The organism is Amycolatopsis sp. NPDC028719 (genome assembly GCF_055565395.1).
In genome coordinates, this window is record NZ_JBVHUL010000014.1 from 162,166 (window position 1) to 177,656 (window position 15,491).

Below are 15,491 nucleotides of genomic sequence, written 5' to 3' on the forward strand. Positions count from 1 at the left end.
CGTGGGGAAGGTGGAGTACCTGCTGGTCCTCGGCGCCTGCGTCGTCGCGACGCTGCCGCTGGAGCTGATCGGCGCCCGGGTCTACCGCCGGCCGCGGCGGCTGGCGCGGGCGGTGCTGCCGGTCGCGGCGGTGTTCCTGGTCTGGGACGCGATCGCGATCGCCGCCGGGGTCTGGGACTTCGACCCGGCGTTCGTCACCGGGGTGCGGAACCCGCTCGGGATCCCGCTGGAAGAGGTGCTGTTCTTCGTCGTCGTCCCGGTCTGCGGGGTGCTGACCTACGAGGCGGTGCAGGCGCTCAGCCCGCTCCTGCGCCGGATCCGGCAGCGGGTGTCGCGCTGATGCCCTGGGGGTACACGGTTCCCGCGGTCGGCGCCGTGCTCGTGGTGGTGGCGGCCGAGCTGGCCGTGCTCCGCACCGGGCTGCTGCGCCGCCCCGCGTACTGGGTCACGATGGCCATCGTGACGGCGTTCCAGATCCCGGTCGACGGCTGGCTGACCAAGCTGTCCGCGCCGATCGTGCGGTACGCGCCCGGCCACATCACCGGCTGGCGGTTCCCCTGGGACATCCCCGTCGAGGACTTCCTCTTCGGCTACGCCCTGGTCACCGCGGTCCTGCTCCTGTGGGAACGCGGGAAGTCGCGAAAGGACAGTGCATGAACCCGTTGCCGGACAACGGCTTGCCCCGCGCCGAGGTCCCGGGCGCGTTCGACGGCGGTGCCGCCGCGTACGACCGGCTCGTCGGCGTGAACCCCGGTTACCACCACCACCTGCGCATCTCCGCGCGGCGGCTCGGGCCGGCCGCCGGCGCGCGCGTCCTCGACGCGGGCTGCGGCACCGGCGCTTCGACCGCCGCGCTGCTGGCCGTCGCGCCGGACGCGCGCGTCACCGCCATCGACGCGTCCGCCGCCATGCTCGCCCGGGCCCGCGCGAAGCCGTGGCCGGAGCACGTGGAGTTCGTCCACACGCCGGTGGAAGAGCTGGCGGGGGTCCACGGCCCGTTCGACGCGATCTTCGCCGCGTACCTCCTGCGCAACCTCGCCGATCCCGACGCGCAGCTGAAGACCCTGCACGACCTGCTGCGCCCGGGCGGCCGCATCGCGGTGCACGAGTACTCGGTGCGGGACTCCCGCCGCGCCCGGTGGGTGTGGAACGCGGTGTGCGGCGCTATCGTGATCCCCGCGGGCCGGCTCGCCACCGGGGACGCGACGCTGTACCGGCACCTGCGGCGCAGCGTGCTCGCCTTCGACGGCGTCGCGGACCTCTGCGCCCGCCTCACCGCCGCCGGGTTCACCGACGTCCGCACCGGCACGATGACCGGCTGGCAGCGCGGGATCGTCCACACGGTTCTGGGCACCCGCGCGTGATCCCGGGCCGTGACCGCCGCGCCGTGACGTACCCGGCGCCCGGCGGCCTCCCCGACGCCGGGCTCCTCGGCCGGCGCCCGCGGGCCGCCGTCGTCGGCGGCGGCATCGCCGGACTCACGGCGGCGACCGGGCTCGCCGAACGCGGCGTCGAGGTGACCGTGTTCGAACGGGAGCCGCACCTCGGCGGCCGGGCCGGCGGCTGGGCCGAGCGCCTGCCGGACGGGACCGCGGTGACCATGAGCCGCGGGTTCCACGCGTTCTTCCGCCAGTACTACAACCTGCGCGCGCTGCTCGCCCGCACCGACCCCGGCCTCGGCCGGCTCACCGCGGTGCCGGACTACCCCCTGATCGACCCGCACGGGCGCACCGACACCTTCGCCGGCCTGCCGCGGACACCGCCGTTCAACGCGCTCGCGTTCGCCTTGCGCAGCCCCACGTTCTCCGCGCGGGACCTGCTGCGCCTCAACGGCCCGCGCGCGCTTCCGCTGGCCACCGTCAGCGTCCCCCGCGTCTACGAGCAGCTGGACCACCTCGACGCGGCGACGTTCCTCACCGCGATCAACTTCCCCGCGGCGGCCCGGCACCTGGCGTTCGAAGTGTTCTCCCGCAGCTTCTTCGCCGATCCGGGCGAGTTGTCGGCCGCCGAGCTCGCGACGATGTTCCACCTCTACTTCCTCGGGTCGTCCGAAGGGCTGCTCTTCGACGTCCCGGCCGAGCCGTTCCCCCAAGCCCTGTGGGATCCCCTGGCCGACCACCTCGCGGGCTTGCGGGCCGACCTCCGCACGGGCACGGCGGTCACCACCGTCGAGCGGCTGCCGGCCGGCTTCCGGGTCGACGGCGAGCCGTTCGACGGAGTCGTGCTCGCCGGGGACGTGCCCGGACTCCAGCGGGTCGTCGACGGCTCCCCCGGGCTGGGCACGCCCCAGTGGCGAGCCGATGTCGCCGCGTTGCGCACCGCGCCGCCGTTCGTCGTGCGGCGGCTGTGGCTCGACCGCCCGGTCGACCCCGGCCGCCCGGCCTTCCTCGGCACCGGCGGTCTGCCGCCGCTGGACAACATCAGCGTGCTCGAGCGGTACGAAGGTGAGGCGCGCCGGTGGGCCCGGCGCACCCACGGCTCGGTGGTCGAGCTGCACGCCTACGCCGCGGGCGACGACACCGGCCGCAGCACGCGGGAGATGGACGAGCGCCTGCACCGGCTCTACCCGGAGACCGCGCGAGCGCGGGTGCTCGGCGAGAGCACGCTGGTCCGGCAGGACTGCCCGCTGTTCCCGGTCGGCGGTTTCGCCCGCCGGCCCACCATCGAGACGCCGGAACCCGGTCTGGTCCTCGCCGGTGACGCGATCCGCGTCGACCTGCCCGTAGCGCTCATGGAACGCGCGGCCACCACCGGCTGGAGTGCCGCGAACGCGCTGCTGCGAGGCTGGGGGCTGGCGGGGCATCCGCTGCGTTCGGTCCCGAACCACGGTCGGATGTCCCTGCTGGAGCGAAGGATCCGCTGACGGAACGGCTCGGTGGCGGGCTCAGCTCCGGGCGTTCGGATCGATCGCGTCGCCCACCGGACCGAGGTTGCCGAGGGCGTCCATCCCCTGCGCGCTCGCCGTGTCGGCGATGTCCTGCCCGGCCCCGGTCACGTCGGCGGCAGTCTGCTCGACCTGGCCGGCGGCGTCACCGAGCGGCAAGTCGACGCCGGTCAGGTCGCTGACCTTCTCACTCGCGCCGCCCAACAGTTCGGTGGCCTTGTCCTTGATCATGTCGAACAGGCTCATCAAGTGCCTTTCCTGATCGGCTCGAGCGACCCCGCGTGAGCAGCGGGTAGCAGAGCGCGGCGATGACGTCACCATACAGGACAAAACAGACGTTTCGGCCCACGCTGCCCCTCGGGGGTGTCAGCTGGCCAGCACCTGAGGGGACAGGATCTTCAGCATCGCGTTGGTCCACTTCAGCTGCCTGAGCGTCTGCGGGTGGCAACGACCGGCCAGCTCGAGCAGGTCGGGATCCTTGACGGCTTGGGCGCCCTGAGCCAGCAGTTCCCAGTCGAGGGAAACGCCGGCGGCCTTGCGGTGCAGCCGGCGCAGGTCGGCGATCAGCAGCAGACCGGGTTCGGGCCGCCGGCCGCTCAGCTCGGCCAGCTTCGTGCGCAGCGCCGTCACCGGCCTGGCCGACGCCGGCACGTCGCCGGACAGGTCGACGTCGTACGCACGGGCCGCGCCGGCGAGCTCGCGAACGTGCGCCCGGGACCAGCCGGCGAGGTCGTGGGCGACGTGGTGCACCTCGTGCTCGACGACGTGCCGGTCGGCGACCTTGACCAGGTCCCGGGCCAGCGAGGTTTCCGACCGGTGCAGTTCACGGATCGCCAGTCCGAGTTTCATCGCCGTTCTTCCTCCGCCGGAAAGTCTTCCCCGACACGGTTGTCGCTCGCGTTCGCCGCCGCGGCGGGCGCGGGACCGGGTTCCGCGCGGCGGATCGCGGCCGCGGCCGTCTTGAACAGCGGTTGCTTGGAGACCGGGTCCCAGTCGGTCGGCGTCAGCTCGTTCGCGGCACGGTCACCGTCGCGGCCGGCGGGGTCTCCGGTGTCGAAGTAGCCGTAGTGGAACGGGAGGAACAGGACGCCCTCGCGGATGCCGCCGACACGGACGCGGGCGCGCACTTGCCCACGTGGCGTCGTGATCTCCGCCCAGTCACCCTCGTGCAGGTCGAGCCGCTTCGCGTCCCCATCGGACACCTCGACCCACGACTCCGGCGCCGCCGCCTGCAGCTGCGGCGCGCGAGCGGTCTTGGTCCGGGTGTGGAAGTGGTGGATCGTCCGCCCGGTGATCAGCGCGAACGGGTGCTCGTCGCTCGGGGCCTCGTGCGGTTCCAGGTACTCGGCCGCCTTGATCATGGCCTTGCCGTCCGGGTTCATCGCCCGGTACTCGTCGGGCTCCATCGGCGCGCCGGTGACCAGGTCGCGTCCGTAGCTCTCGCAGTAGTCGGGCTGGGCGAAGAACTTCCCGTCGGTGTAGAGCCGTTCGGTGCCGTCGGGGTGCTCTTCGGTGCAGGGCCACTGCACGCCGCTGGTCGTCCGCAGCTTCGCGTAGCTGAGCCCGGAGTAGTCGCACGGCCGCCCGGCCGACGCGCGTTTCCAGGCTTCGAACGCGGATTCCGCGTCATGCCACTGCGGCAGCGGTGCGCCGTCCTTGTCGCGGAAGTCCATGCGGCGGGCGTAGTCGAGCAGGATGTCGAGGTCCGGCCGGGCTTGCCCGGGCGGTTCGACGGCCTTCTCCGACAGGTGCACGGTGCGGTCGGCGTTGGTGAACGTGCCGGTCTTCTCGCCCCAGATCGCCGCCGGGAGCACGACGTCGGCGAGTTCCGCGGTTTCGGTGCGGAAAGCGTCCTGCACGACGAGGAACAGCCGCTCCTGGGTCAGGATCGAGCGGACCCGGCGCAGCTCCGGCAGCGACACGGCCGGGTTGGTCGCCGACACCCACAAGAACCGCAGGGTCCCGTTTTCGGCGTACCGCAGCATTTGCATCAGGTGGGTCGGCGGGCCGTAGTGCGGGATCGTGCTCTGCTCGACGTTCCACAGCTCGGCCAGTTCGGCGACGTGGGCGTCGTTGGCCCAGTTGCGGAAGCCGGTCAGGTCGCCGTCCGCGCCGCATTCGCGGGTGTTCTCGGCGGTGGGCTGGCCGTTCATCTGCAGCACGCCCGCGCCCGGCTTGCCGAGCATGCCCCGGATCAGGGCGAGGTTGTTGACCTGCACGGAAGCGGCCGCGGCCTGGTGCGACTGGTAGAAGCCCTGCAGCACGGTGCACAGCAGCCGCTTCGCGGACCCCAGGAGTTCGGCCGCGGCCCGGATTTCGGCCTCGGTGAGCCCGCAGATCGCCGCGACCCGCTCCGGCGGGTAGTCCGCGACCATCTTCTCCAGGTCGGGGTAACCGACGGTGCAGCGCTCGACGTAGTCGTGGTCGACCCGGTCGCGGGCGATGATCTCGTGCAGCAGACCGTTCATCAGCGCGAGGTTGGTCCCGGGCAGCGGCGCGAGGTGCAGCGTCGCGGCGCGGGCGACCGGCGTCTCGCGCGGGTCGACGCAGAGCACCGCCGGCGGGTTCGGGCCCTCCAGCCGGTCGAGGATGCGCGTCCACAGCACGGCCTGGGTCTCGGCGACGTTGTGCCCGAAGAGGGCGATGACGTCGGCGTGGTCGACGTCCGAATAGGACGCCGGCTGGCCGTCGCAGCCGAAGGACTCCTTGAGCGCGGCCGCGGCGGTCGCCGTGCAGAGCCGGGTGTTGCCGTCGAGGTGGTGGGTGCCGATCCCGGCGCGCGCGATCGCGGCGAGGGTGTAGTACTCCTCGGCGAAGAGCTGACCGCTGGTGTAGAAGCCGAGCGCGCTCGGGCCCTGCTCGTCCAGCAGTTCCTTGCTGCGCTCGACGACGAGCGCCATGGCTTCGTCCCAGCTCGCCTCGACGAGTTCGCCGTCGCGCCGGATCATCGGCGTGGTCAGCCGGTCCGGCGAGGAATTGGCCTGCCAGCCGAACAGGTCCTTCGGATCCAGCCGCCCGCGGTTCACGCGGTCGTCCGCGCGGCCGCGCACTCCCACGATTTCGCCGTCTTTGACCGCGATGTCCAGACCGTCCCCATTGGAGTGCAGCACGGCGGCGCTGCGGACCCACCGGTCGACGTCTTGCGCGGTCAGCCCGCCGGCGAGGTGACTGTCCACCCGCACCGGCCACGCCTCGCCGGGACCGTAAGGGGTACGCGTGCCCCAAGGCCGGGTGATTCCGTCGCGTTGCGCCAAGGCCGCACCTCCCGATCGTCATCCGACCCGAGCGGTTACCCCCGATGCCGTGCGGCAAACCCGCGCCGTCAACGCCGGTCCATCGGTCCCCATTCGCGCGAGCCCTGCTCGTCGACGAGTTCGCGAGCTTCCTGCAGCACCTCGTCGGCCACCCACGCCAGCGGACGCTCGCAGTGCACCAGCGGCTCGTTGTCCGGCCCGCGCGCCACCAGCCGGCCCCGGAGGACCCACGGGCGCACGTCCGGACCACGGAGGTCCCGCAGGTGCTGGTAGTCGTAGAGCCGGCGGGCGAGCCACAACCGCACCGACCGTCCGTTCCACCACGGCTCCACTTTCAGGGAATTGGCCGACAAACCGGGCAGCCGGATGCCGGTCAGCCCGTCCCGGCTGGCCTGGTCGAGGCCGTTGCCCAGATCGGTCTCCGGCCCGCGCGACCACCGGACGTAGAGGTCTTCGCCGCCCTCGGTCTCGAACAGGCCGGCCATGTCGTCCAGGTCCTTCAGCGTGGGCAGGTCAGCGCTCTCGATCACGTCCATCATCACCCCGGACCGCACGTACCCGGTCCGGCCGGGCCTAACCGGCGCGTTCACCGGCCGCGTCGACGGGGTAACCGCCGGGCATGGTGAGCACGAAGGCACAGCTGTACATGGCATACCTGCGCGCCACGGGCCAGAAGCGCTTCTACGACGATGCCCGGGCCCTGCACCACCGGCTCCACCGCCACCAGCGTCCGTCGATGGCCCGCCCGCCGCGGCGGCTGCGCCGGACCTGCACGATCGAGCGGCAGGACGTCCGCGGGTTCCCGTGCTGGACACTCCGGCCCCGCCGGGGCGCGACCGCGGGCACGCACGTGCTGCACCTGCACGGCGGCGGGTACGTCGAGGAGATCGAGACCCACCACTGGAGCTTCGCCGTCGACCTCGTCGACCGGCTCGGATGCGCCGTCACCCTGCCGATCTACCCGCTGGTCCCCCGGCACGACCACACCGAGACGCTGCCGATGGTGTACGCGGCCTACGAACGGATCGCCGACGACTGGCCGGCCGAAGACCTGGTGGTCTCCGGCGACTCGGCGGGCGGCGCGCTCGCACTGGCGATCGCTCAGCGGCTGCGCGACGCCGGCCGGGCGCAGCCCGCCCGGCTCGTGCTGATCTCGCCGTGGCTCGACATCACCCTCGAGGACCCGATTTCCGTCGTCCTCGACGAACATGACCCGATGCTCGGCATCACCGGCCTGCGCGAAGCCGGCCGGATGTACGCCGAGGGCACCGAGCCGCACGACCCCCGCATCAGCCCGCTGCACGCCGACCTGACCGGCCTGGGGCCGTTCAGCCTGTTCATCGGCACCCGCGACCTCCTCCTGCCCGACGCGCGCCGCTTCACCGCCCGCGCCCGGGACGCGGGCATCGACGTCGACTACGGCGAATACCCCGGCATGTTCCACAACTGGGTCATGCAGAACATCCCCGAGGGCCGCGAAGCGAGGAACCACATCGAGCGCATCCTCCGGCGGCCACCCGGCAAGCCGGACCGCTGACCTCGAGAGCCGGATCGCCGCCGACTTTCCCGGGCCGGCGCCGAGCGGCCGCGCGGATGGTCTACAGCTCGGCCGGCAAGCCGCACAGCGGGAAGAGCCGAGGCAGGTGGAACAGGGTCAGCTCGCTGACCGCGCCGTCCCCGACGGTCAGCACCAGCAACGCGAACGGCCGGAAACGGCCCCGCTCGTCCCGGATGTAAACACCCAGCGCCGGCTGGCGGTTCGCAGCAGTCGCCACCGCGCGCATGCGGCCCGCCATGCCCGGGGTGAACGCGTGCGAGGCGAGGAAGGTCGTGACCGCCTCCCGCCCGTCGTACCACGACGTCGTCGGGGGCATCACCAAGCGCGCGTCCGCGCCGAGCAGAGCAGCGACCGCGTCGATGTCGGTCCGATCCCACGCCTCGACCATGCCCGCGAGCAGGGACTTCTCGACCTCGCTGAGGCGCGAGAGCGCCTGGTGACCGGTGTCGTCGCGCACCCAGCGCCTCCTGAGCGTCTCCCGGGCGCGCTGCAACGCGCTGTTGACCGACACGACCGTCATGCCCAACGCCGTGGCCGTTTCCTTCGCCGACCACTCGACGACATCCCGCAAGATGAGCACCGCACGCTGCCGCGGCGGCAGGTGCTGGATCGCGGCCATGAACGCCAGCTCGGTCGCCTCCCGGCGGACCAGCATCGCTTCCGGGTCCACCCCGGCGGCCACGACGTTCTCCAAGAGAAGGTCCGGGTACGGCTCCAGCCACGGCAGGTCCGTCGCCGGCCCCGGCCGGGCCAGCGGATTGGCCGGACCGGTCACCTCCGGCGGGGTCACCCGCCGCGCACGGCGGCGAAGCGCGTCGAGGCACGCGTTCGTCGCGATGCCGTACAGCCACGCCCGGAACGTCGACCGGCCCTGGAAACTCGCGCGTTTCGCCCACGCGCGCAGGAACGTCTCCTGGACCAGGTCCTCCGCGTCCTGCGTCGCCGCCATGAACCGGTAACAGTGCAGGTGCAGCTCCGCGCGGTGGCGTTCGACCAGCGCGGCGAACGCGGGCTCGTCGAACTTCTCCGGCCGCGGCGGGCTCGTCACGTCGGTCACCAGGACAACACCTTCTTCCCCGCGAACTTCGGCCTCTGCACGTATGACGCGCCCGAGGCCCCGAACTCATCGGTGAGCCGGACCACGTCACCGCGGCCGTCGAGCGCTTCGATGAACTTCCACCCGGTGGAGAACGCCGGGTTCGCCGGTCGCCCGCAGTCCGGCAACCCGCGGATCGTCGCCGCGGTCACAGCTCGACGCCTGACCCCGGGCCGCCGTGGTCAGACGGCGCGCCCGCGACGGTGCCCGGCGGCGTCGCGGCGCACCAGGTCGACGTGGTCGCCGATGGCACGGACCCGGTCGGCCAGGCCCGCGTGAGCGCGCTTCAGGTGGGCGCGGACCGCTGCCAACGGGGGCAGCAGGCTGGTGACGTCGTCGTCGCCGAGGGCCGCGCCGAGCCGGTCGGCGTTCACGCGCGCCTCGCCGTCCAGGTCTTCGAGCGCACTGACCTGACCGGCCAGCTGCCGCAGCACCGCGGAGTTGCGGCGAGCCCAGTCCGCGACCGCGCGATCACCCGCACGGCGGTCCCGCTCGGCGTCGACCCGCGCCTCCCCCGTCGTCTCTCCCGACGCCGACGGCCGCAGCCGGAGGAACCGCCGTTCCGCGGCCTGCCTGCTCGCCACGCCCAGTGCCGGCGCGAGGGCCGCCCAGCTGGTACCGCCGGAGCGCGCCGCGGCGATCAGCTCCGGCTCCCACCCGGCCAGCTGCTCCCGCAGCGAACGCAACGAGGCCAGCGTGGCCAGCAGCCGATCGGCCGGCACCTCGCCGCGGCCCGCCGCCAGCACCACCTCGTGCACGTCCCGCACGGCGCCGATCGGATCCCGGTCCACCATCTGTCATCCCTTCGACGACCAATCACTTGTCATCGTTTCGATGACATGTTAGAACAGTAGTGCGTGTTGACACCAGATCATCGAGCCAGGAGGTGGACCCCATGTTGATGCGCACCGACCCCTTCCGGGAACTGGACCGCTTCGCCCAGCAGGTCTTCGGCGGCCCCGGCACCTGGTCCAAGCCGGCCGCGATGCCGATGGACGCCTACCGCGCCGGCGACGAGTTCGTCGTCTGCTTCGACCTGCCCGGCGTCACGAAGGACGCCATCGAGCTCGACATCGAACGCAACGTCCTGACCGTCAAGGCCGAACGACGGCCCGCGGCCGGCGGTGATGACGTCCAGATGCAGGTGTCCGAACGCCCGCTCGGCGTGTTCTCCCGCCAGCTGTTCCTCGGCGACACCCTCGACACCGACCACATCACCGCCGACTACGAAGCCGGCGTGCTCACCCTGCGCATCCCGGTCGCCGAGAAGGCCAAGCCACGCCGCATCGACATCACCGGCGCGGCCGGCGACCGCAAGGAGATCCAGGCCTGACGAGCCCGCCCGGCGCAGGACCGGCACCCCGGCCCGGTCCTGCGCCGGCCACGCCCATCCCAAGGCCGTCTCCGAAAGGCACTGTCCTCGAAAGACTCGGAAGACACTGTCCCCGGAAGGCATCCGCACCCGTGACCGCATCGCTGCACATCCCGGCCGGCCACCCCGCCCTCACCGCGCTGTGGACCTACCTCGCCGACGTCACCACCGCACTCGGCATCGGCCCCGAATCCTGCACCGTCGACCACGACACCCCCGTCTCCGCCTACGTCGCGCTCGACGAGCACCTGCCCGGGTACCCCGGCCGGGACGTCGCCCTGCTGTGGGACGAGGTCCGCGGCTGGGCCGCCGCCGTCGAGACCCACTCCGGCGAAGACCTCATCGTCGTGCGCTACCTCGGCGGGCCCACCATCACCCCGGCCCCGGGGAAGATCGCCCGGTTCGTCACCGCACTGCGCGAAGACGACCACCGCGTCGGCCGGCTCGACCCACCGGCGCTGCGCACCGCCACCGGCCTTGCCGGACTCGACGCCGCCCTGCGCGACCGGAGCACGACGTGACGCCCGGTTCCCTGCCGCTGCCGGTGTCCTTCGCCCTCGCGGTCCGCGGCTACGACCGTGAGCAGGTCGACGAGCACCTGGCCGACCTGAACGAAGAGATCCGGCTGCTGACCCTCGACCGCGACGCCGCCGTCGCCGAGGCCGAAACCCTTCTGCGGCACCTGGAATCGGCCCGCGCGGAGGTCGATGACCTGCGTACCCGGCTGAACCGGCTGGCCCGCACGCCGGCCGACCCGGGCGCGCTCGGCGAGCGCGTCCGGCTCATGCTCGAGTGCGCCCGGACCGAAGCGGACGCCATCGTCGCGACGGCACACCGCCGCGCCGCGGCCGTGCGGGAGCGGGCCGCCGAAGCCGAACGGCGCACCGCGGCCCGGCTGCGCGCGATCGACGATTTCCTGGCCCGCGCCGAAGACCTCCTGGCCGAAGAACCGCAGCAGCCCGCTCTTCGTCGGCGAGCCGGGCTCGCCGCCGCGTGACCCGGCCCGTCCCCGGGGGAAAGACGACGATGAACGACCTCGCCCGCGCCGCGGCGGAGAAGATCTTCGCGGCGGCCGCCGACCTCGGCACGACCCGGCAGGAAGCCGTCCTCGTGACCCGCGCGGTCTACGCGGTCAAGAACGGCCGCCCGACGGACGTCGCGCTCACCGACACCGAGCAGCACCGGCGACGCAAGCTCGCCCACGTCGTCGGCACCGTCCTGTGGGATCCCGCGCTCGACGCCACCGCCGTGTACACCGCGGTCACCGACACCCGCTCGCCGGCGCGGGCCGAAAACGCGTCCGCGGCGTGATCATGACCGGTCGTCGGCCTGACCGAGGACCGGGATGACGCCGGGGATCCGGTCGATCGGGAACGCCAGGTGTCGAAGCTCCGAAAAATTTCTCGTCGGCGCATGTCGAGAACGAGCGCTCGGCTCCGACCAGTGGGCACCGGCGGCCGAGCGGGCCGCCCCCACGGCAGGAGCACGCACGATGACCAAGGTGACCGCCCAGATGTCGGTGTCCCTCGACGGCTTCTACACCGGACCGCGGGACGCGCCGGGCGCCACGGACATGAGTGGCTGGATGAAGGGACCCGAAGCGCCCGGGTTCTTCCGGGTCACCCGCTGGGCCGTCGACGCCGCGGCCTGGCGCGAGCGGCAGGGCGGCACCGGCGGCGAGCAGTCGATCGACTCGGAAATCATCGCGGAGACGTTCGCCGCGGCCGGCGCCTACGTCATGGGCCGGCGCATGTTCGACGCCGGCGAGGCCCCCTGGGGTGACGAGCCGCCGTTCCACGCCCCGGTGTTCGTCGTCACCCACCGCCCCCGGGAGGTGCTCGAACGCCGGGGTGGTACCTCCTTCACCTTCGTCACCGAAGGACCCGAGCGGGCCGTCGAGCTGGCCCGGGACGCCGCCGGCGGCAAGGACGTGGCCGTGGCCGGCGGCGGGGAGCTCCTGCGCCAGATCCTGCGCGCCGGGTTGCTCGACCAGTTCGAGTTGCACGTCGCGCCGGTGCTGCTGGGTGACGGCCAGCGCCTGTTCGACGCCGGCCTCGGCCTCGGCGCGGACGACGGCATCGAGCTCGTCCCGGACCGCGTCGTCGAGTCGCCGGGGGTCACCCACCTCCGCTATACCGTCACCGGGCGGTCGAAACTGGTGCTGGACGATCGTGGTTCCAGCGGCGAGCTGGTCGGACCGGCCCAGGCGGAGCGGAGGAGCGCACGGTGAAGTACATGCTGCTGATCTACGGCAACGAAGAAGCCTTCGGCTCGATCGGCGCGGAGGCGCTCGCCGAGCTCATCCGCGAGACCGACGCCCTCAACCAGGAGCTGTTCGAGTCCGGTGAGCTGGTCGGCGCCTACGGGATGGCCGACCAGATGAACTCCAAGATGGTCCGGGTCGCCGGCGGGACGCCGGTGGTGACCGACGGCCCCTTCGCCGAGGCCAAGGAGTACCTGGGCAGCTTCACGATCCTCGACTGCGACAGCCTGGACCGGGCCCTGGAGATCGCGGCTCGCAACCCCTCGGCGCGCCACTGGGGGGTCGAGGTCCGGCCACTCATGCACGAGGCCACCCTCGAGCCGTGACCGGCTGGCGGGCCGTCCGGCGGCTGGTCCCGGAGGTGCTCGGCGCGCTGGTGCGCCGCTACGGCCGGTTCGACGCCTGCGAGGACGCCGTCCAGGAGGCGCTGGTGGCGGCCGCGGCCCAGTGGCCGGTGGAGGGGTGGCCGGAGAGCCCCCGGGCGTGGCTGGTGACGGTGGCGACGCGCCGCCTCGCCGACCACGTGCGCAGTGACGCCGCCCGCCGCCGGCGGGAGGAGGCCGACGCCCTCCGCACGCCGCCCCCTCCCGCCGGTGGCGAGGAGCACGACGACACCCTCACGCTGCTGTTCCTGTGCTGCCACCCGGCGCTGACGCCCCCGTCGCAGATCGCGCTGACCCTGCGGGCCGTCGGCGGCCTGTCGACCGCCGAGATCGCCCGGGCCTTCCTCGTGCCCGAGGCGACCATGGCGCAGCGCATCAGCCGGGCCAAGCAGCGCATCAAGGCGGCCGGAGCCGGCTTCGCCCTGCCGCCGCCGGCCGAGCAGGCGGCGCGGCTCGGGGTCGTGCTCCAGGTGATCTACCTCGTCTTCAACGAGGGCTACACGGCCACGTCGGGAACGCGGCTGGTGCGGGCCGAGCTGACGGCCGAGGCCATCCGGCTGGCCCGCGACCTGCACCGGCTGGTCCCCGGCGACGGTGAGGTGGCCGGGCTCCTGGGCCTGCTGCTGCTGACCGACGCCCGCCGCCGGGCCCGCACGGCGCCGGACGGCTCGCTGGTGCCGCTGAGCGAACAGGACCGGACGCTCTGGGACACCGAAGCCATCGCCGAAGGCGTGGCGCTGGTGACCGCCGCCCTGGCGAGCGGCCCGATCGGCCCGTACCAGCTGCAGGCCGCCATCGCCGCCGTCCACGACGAGGCACCCACCGCCGACGTCACCGACTGGCCGCAGATCCTGGCCCTCTACACGGTGCTCGAGCGCGTGGCCCCCAACCCGGCAGTGACGCTCAACCGGGCGGTCGCGGTGGCCGAGGTCCACGGCCCCGCGGCGGGGCTGGCCCTGCTCGACACCGTCGCGGCCGACGGGCGCATCGCCGTCTCCCACCACCTCGTGTCGGTGCGGGCCCACCTGCTGGAGCTGGCCGGCGACCACGACGCGGCCCGCGCCGGCTACCGCGAGGCGGCCCGGCGCACCACCAGCGAGCCCGAGCGGCGCCACCTCCTGACCCGGGCGGCGCGGCTGGGATGAGCGGGCCCTACCGGAGGGAAACCCCCGGGCCCAGCGGCAGGCCGAGGCCGTACCAGAGCGCGAACAGCGCCGACCAGGCGATCAGGAAGACGAACGCGATCGGCACGGTGAAGGACATCAGGGTCCCGATTCCCGCGTTCTTCCGGTACTGCTGCACGAAGCCCAGCGCCAGCACGAAGTACGGGCTCATCGGGGTCACCGCGTTGGTGACCGAGTCGCCGATCATGAAGGCACCCATCGCCGCTTCCGGGCGCACCTGCAAGTACATCATCATCGGCACCAGGATCGGCGCGAGGATCGCCCACATCGCCGACCCGCTGGTGACGAGCATGTTCAGCAGGGCGACGGCCAGCACGATGGCGAGCAGCACCACCAGGTGCGGCGCGTTCAGCGAACGCAGGAGGTCCGCGCCCCCGACCGCCACGACCGACCCGATGCCGGTCCACGTGAAGTAGGCCAGGAACTGCGAGACGGCGAAGAAGAGCACGAGCACGGGAGCGATCTTGGCCACTCCCCCGGCCATGATCACCGGGACGTCCGACAGCGACGGGATGGTGCCGGTGATCCGGCCGTAGCCGAAGCCCAGGATCGCGAACAGCAGGGCGATGAACACGCTGATGTTCACCACGACCGCCGACTGCACGAAACTGCCGCCGGCCCCCATCAGCGGCGAGCCCGGCAGCACCACGAGCACCGCGACCACCGCCACGAACAGCACGAACACCCCGGCGGTCACCTTCATCGCCCGGCGTTCCACCGCGGTCAGCCGGATGGCCGGGGCGGCCGCGGCGGGGTCACCGTCCTCTTCGGACGGTGCGAACTCGGGCCGCTTGGCCAGGACGAGCTCGACGACCAGGGTGATCAGCCCGGCCAGGACCACCGACGACACCGCGGAGAAAAAGTACGTCGCGACGGGCGTCACCACGTAGCCGGGGTCGACGGTCTTCGCCGCCGCGGCGGTCAGCGACGACCGGATGGCGTCGGACGGGGTGACGAGCGGGCTGGCGTTGAAGCCCGCCGACACCGCGACGTAGGCGACCATCACCCCGAGCACCGGACTGCGGCCGGCCGCGCGGAAGGCGAGTGCGCCCAACGGGATCATCACGAGGTACGCCGAGTCGCTCATGATGTGCGCGATCATCCCGCTGAACGCGATCGCGAACGTCACCCAGCGCCCGGGCAGGCGGACCACGGTGATCCGCAGGAGGGCTTCGAGGAGGCCGCTCTTCTCGGCGACGCTCACTCCGAGCAGCATGACGAGGATGACCGCCAGCGGCGGGAACTTCGCGAGGTTGTCCAATGCGGACTTCGCGGCGAAGCCGATCCCGTCCAGCGAAAGCAGGTTCTTGACCTCGACGACCTCGCCGGTCTTCGGCAGGGTGACGTGGACGCCGGCCAGCGCCAGCACGAGGCTGGTGACCGCCAGCACCCCGGCCAGGATCCAGAACAGCCAGAACGGGTGCGGCAGCTTGTTCCCGGCGCGTTCGATCGCGCCGATGACGCGGAAGAGAACGGTCATCCCGGTCCGGGGAGCAG

21 protein-coding genes are annotated in these 15,491 nt (G+C 72.6%); 12 read left to right on the forward strand and 9 right to left on the reverse strand.

The genetic code is table 11. The features are described from left to right. Nucleotide 1: 1 nt before the first annotated feature. Genes ACZ4TR_RS43840 through ACZ4TR_RS43855 form a run of 4 tightly spaced genes read left to right on the forward strand, consistent with a single transcriptional unit; the run spans nucleotide 2 to nucleotide 2,863 of the window. The gene (locus ACZ4TR_RS43840; protein ID WP_465294340.1) at nucleotides 2–340 is read left to right on the forward strand and encodes a lycopene cyclase domain-containing protein; all 339 of its coding nucleotides are present in this window, start codon (nucleotides 2–4) and stop codon (nucleotides 338–340) included. After that, complete coding sequence (locus tag ACZ4TR_RS43845) at nucleotides 340–657, forward strand: lycopene cyclase domain-containing protein (protein WP_465294342.1); 318 nt, start codon at nucleotides 340–342, stop codon at nucleotides 655–657. The genes ACZ4TR_RS43840 and ACZ4TR_RS43845 overlap by 1 nt, the downstream gene beginning before the upstream one ends. Then, nucleotides 654–1,364: a class I SAM-dependent methyltransferase gene (locus ACZ4TR_RS43850; protein WP_364528587.1), complete on the forward strand. Its 711-nt coding sequence runs from the start codon at nucleotides 654–656 to the stop codon at nucleotides 1,362–1,364. The genes ACZ4TR_RS43845 and ACZ4TR_RS43850 overlap by 4 nt, the downstream gene beginning before the upstream one ends. Continuing rightward, on the forward strand, nucleotides 1,361–2,863 hold the full coding sequence (locus ACZ4TR_RS43855) for a hydroxysqualene dehydroxylase (RefSeq protein ID WP_465294344.1): 1,503 nt from the start codon (nucleotides 1,361–1,363) through the stop codon (nucleotides 2,861–2,863). The genes ACZ4TR_RS43850 and ACZ4TR_RS43855 overlap by 4 nt, the downstream gene beginning before the upstream one ends. Nucleotides 2,864–2,884: 21 nt before the next feature. Here ACZ4TR_RS43855 and ACZ4TR_RS43860 read toward each other — a convergent pair whose 3' ends face one another. The 4 genes from ACZ4TR_RS43860 to ACZ4TR_RS43875 all read right to left on the reverse strand — a co-directional run bounded on the left by ACZ4TR_RS43860 (nucleotide 2,885) and on the right by ACZ4TR_RS43875 (nucleotide 6,668). Beyond that, entirely contained in the window at nucleotides 2,885–3,130 is a 246-nt protein-coding gene (locus ACZ4TR_RS43860) for a hypothetical protein (RefSeq protein ID WP_465294346.1), read from the reverse strand. A 120-nt stretch (nucleotides 3,131–3,250) separates the two neighbouring features. Then, nucleotides 3,251–3,733 (reverse strand): hypothetical protein, encoded by a 483-nt coding sequence (locus ACZ4TR_RS43865; protein ID WP_465294348.1) that lies wholly within the window; start codon nucleotides 3,731–3,733, stop codon nucleotides 3,251–3,253. Further along, on the reverse strand, nucleotides 3,730–6,066 hold the full coding sequence (locus ACZ4TR_RS43870; protein WP_465294350.1) for a molybdopterin oxidoreductase family protein: 2,337 nt from the start codon (nucleotides 6,064–6,066) through the stop codon (nucleotides 3,730–3,732). The genes ACZ4TR_RS43865 and ACZ4TR_RS43870 overlap by 4 nt, the downstream gene beginning before the upstream one ends. A gap of 140 nt (nucleotides 6,067–6,206) precedes the next feature. After that, the gene (locus ACZ4TR_RS43875; RefSeq protein ID WP_465294352.1) at nucleotides 6,207–6,668 is read right to left on the reverse strand and encodes a DUF6098 family protein; all 462 of its coding nucleotides are present in this window, start codon (nucleotides 6,666–6,668) and stop codon (nucleotides 6,207–6,209) included. 89 nt (nucleotides 6,669–6,757) lie between these two features. On the opposite strand from ACZ4TR_RS43875, the gene ACZ4TR_RS43880 reads away from it, so the two are divergent. Beyond that, nucleotides 6,758–7,675, forward strand: a complete 918-nt coding sequence (locus ACZ4TR_RS43880; RefSeq protein ID WP_465294354.1) for an alpha/beta hydrolase fold domain-containing protein — start codon at nucleotides 6,758–6,760, stop codon at nucleotides 7,673–7,675. A 61-nt stretch (nucleotides 7,676–7,736) separates the two neighbouring features. Here the strand turns inward: ACZ4TR_RS43880 and ACZ4TR_RS43885 are convergent, their stop codons facing one another. Genes ACZ4TR_RS43885 through ACZ4TR_RS43895 form a run of 3 tightly spaced genes read right to left on the reverse strand, consistent with a single transcriptional unit; the run spans nucleotide 7,737 to nucleotide 9,586 of the window. Beyond that, nucleotides 7,737–8,753, reverse strand: coding sequence for an RNA polymerase subunit sigma-70 (locus ACZ4TR_RS43885; RefSeq protein ID WP_465294356.1), 1,017 nt, complete (start codon nucleotides 8,751–8,753; stop codon nucleotides 7,737–7,739). Then, nucleotides 8,750–8,944, reverse strand: coding sequence for a hypothetical protein (locus ACZ4TR_RS43890; RefSeq protein ID WP_465294358.1), 195 nt, complete (start codon nucleotides 8,942–8,944; stop codon nucleotides 8,750–8,752). Before ACZ4TR_RS43890 ends, ACZ4TR_RS43885 begins: the two co-directional genes overlap by 4 nt. A gap of 30 nt (nucleotides 8,945–8,974) precedes the next feature. Continuing rightward, nucleotides 8,975–9,586: an HSP18 transcriptional regulator gene (locus tag ACZ4TR_RS43895; RefSeq protein WP_465294360.1), complete on the reverse strand. Its 612-nt coding sequence runs from the start codon at nucleotides 9,584–9,586 to the stop codon at nucleotides 8,975–8,977. 101 nt (nucleotides 9,587–9,687) lie between these two features. Between ACZ4TR_RS43895 and ACZ4TR_RS43900 the strand changes: the two genes are divergently transcribed. The 4 genes from ACZ4TR_RS43900 to ACZ4TR_RS43915 all read left to right on the forward strand — a co-directional run bounded on the left by ACZ4TR_RS43900 (nucleotide 9,688) and on the right by ACZ4TR_RS43915 (nucleotide 11,475). Beyond that, nucleotides 9,688–10,125: an Hsp20/alpha crystallin family protein gene (locus ACZ4TR_RS43900; RefSeq protein WP_465294362.1), complete on the forward strand. Its 438-nt coding sequence runs from the start codon at nucleotides 9,688–9,690 to the stop codon at nucleotides 10,123–10,125. Nucleotides 10,126–10,256: 131 nt separating this feature from the next. Continuing rightward, the gene (locus ACZ4TR_RS43905; RefSeq protein ID WP_364515040.1) at nucleotides 10,257–10,685 is read left to right on the forward strand and encodes a DUF6292 family protein; all 429 of its coding nucleotides are present in this window, start codon (nucleotides 10,257–10,259) and stop codon (nucleotides 10,683–10,685) included. Continuing rightward, entirely contained in the window at nucleotides 10,682–11,161 is a 480-nt protein-coding gene (locus ACZ4TR_RS43910) for a DivIVA domain-containing protein (protein ID WP_364515037.1), read from the forward strand. The genes ACZ4TR_RS43905 and ACZ4TR_RS43910 overlap by 4 nt, the downstream gene beginning before the upstream one ends. Before the next feature lie 29 nt (nucleotides 11,162–11,190). Next, nucleotides 11,191–11,475, forward strand: coding sequence for a hypothetical protein (locus ACZ4TR_RS43915; RefSeq protein WP_465294364.1), 285 nt, complete (start codon nucleotides 11,191–11,193; stop codon nucleotides 11,473–11,475). Here ACZ4TR_RS43915 and ACZ4TR_RS43920 read toward each other — a convergent pair whose 3' ends face one another. Beyond that, nucleotides 11,476–11,655 (reverse strand): YkvA family protein, encoded by a 180-nt coding sequence (locus ACZ4TR_RS43920; RefSeq protein WP_465294366.1) that lies wholly within the window; start codon nucleotides 11,653–11,655, stop codon nucleotides 11,476–11,478. It abuts the gene before it with no gap. Nucleotide 11,656: 1 nt separating this feature from the next. Here ACZ4TR_RS43920 and ACZ4TR_RS43925 point away from each other — a divergent pair, with 1 nt between their 5' ends. The 3 genes from ACZ4TR_RS43925 to ACZ4TR_RS43935 are packed head-to-tail and all read left to right on the forward strand — an operon-like array spanning nucleotide 11,657 to nucleotide 13,955. Next, nucleotides 11,657–12,394 carry a dihydrofolate reductase family protein gene (locus tag ACZ4TR_RS43925; protein WP_465294368.1) on the forward strand — a complete coding sequence of 246 codons (738 nt, stop codon included), beginning with the start codon at nucleotides 11,657–11,659 and terminating at the stop codon, nucleotides 12,392–12,394. A 5-nt stretch (nucleotides 12,395–12,399) separates the two neighbouring features. Then, on the forward strand, nucleotides 12,400–12,753 hold the full coding sequence (locus tag ACZ4TR_RS43930; protein WP_465294566.1) for a YciI family protein: 354 nt from the start codon (nucleotides 12,400–12,402) through the stop codon (nucleotides 12,751–12,753). Continuing rightward, complete coding sequence (locus ACZ4TR_RS43935; RefSeq protein ID WP_465294370.1) at nucleotides 12,750–13,955, forward strand: RNA polymerase sigma factor; 1,206 nt, start codon at nucleotides 12,750–12,752, stop codon at nucleotides 13,953–13,955. Before ACZ4TR_RS43930 ends, ACZ4TR_RS43935 begins: the two co-directional genes overlap by 4 nt. Nucleotides 13,956–13,962: 7 nt before the next feature. On the opposite strand, the gene ACZ4TR_RS43940 is transcribed toward ACZ4TR_RS43935, so the two are convergent. Then, a complete protein-coding gene (locus tag ACZ4TR_RS43940; protein ID WP_465294372.1) occupies nucleotides 13,963–15,474 on the reverse strand; it encodes an AbgT family transporter in 1,512 nt (503 codons plus the stop codon). Between the last annotated feature and the right edge of the window lie 17 nt (nucleotides 15,475–15,491).

Coding starts and splice junctions, on each gene's coding strand:
- ACZ4TR_RS43845 (WP_465294342.1), top strand. CDS start 340: ATGCCCTGGGGGTACACGGTTCCCGCGGTCGGCGCCGTGCTCGTGGTG.
- ACZ4TR_RS43850 (WP_364528587.1), top strand. CDS start 654: ATGAACCCGTTGCCGGACAACGGCTTGCCCCGCGCCGAGGTCCCGGGC.
- ACZ4TR_RS43860 (WP_465294346.1), bottom strand. CDS start 3,130: ATGAGCCTGTTCGACATGATCAAGGACAAGGCCACCGAACTGTTGGGC.
- ACZ4TR_RS43865 (WP_465294348.1), bottom strand. CDS start 3,733: ATGAAACTCGGACTGGCGATCCGTGAACTGCACCGGTCGGAAACCTCG.
- ACZ4TR_RS43880 (WP_465294354.1), top strand. CDS start 6,758: ATGGTGAGCACGAAGGCACAGCTGTACATGGCATACCTGCGCGCCACG.
- ACZ4TR_RS43895 (WP_465294360.1), bottom strand. CDS start 9,586: ATGGTGGACCGGGATCCGATCGGCGCCGTGCGGGACGTGCACGAGGTG.
- ACZ4TR_RS43900 (WP_465294362.1), top strand. CDS start 9,688: ATGTTGATGCGCACCGACCCCTTCCGGGAACTGGACCGCTTCGCCCAG.
- ACZ4TR_RS43915 (WP_465294364.1), top strand. CDS start 11,191: ATGAACGACCTCGCCCGCGCCGCGGCGGAGAAGATCTTCGCGGCGGCC.
- ACZ4TR_RS43925 (WP_465294368.1), top strand. CDS start 11,657: ATGACCAAGGTGACCGCCCAGATGTCGGTGTCCCTCGACGGCTTCTAC.
- ACZ4TR_RS43930 (WP_465294566.1), top strand. CDS start 12,400: ATGCTGCTGATCTACGGCAACGAAGAAGCCTTCGGCTCGATCGGCGCG.
- ACZ4TR_RS43940 (WP_465294372.1), bottom strand. CDS start 15,474: ATGACCGTTCTCTTCCGCGTCATCGGCGCGATCGAACGCGCCGGGAAC.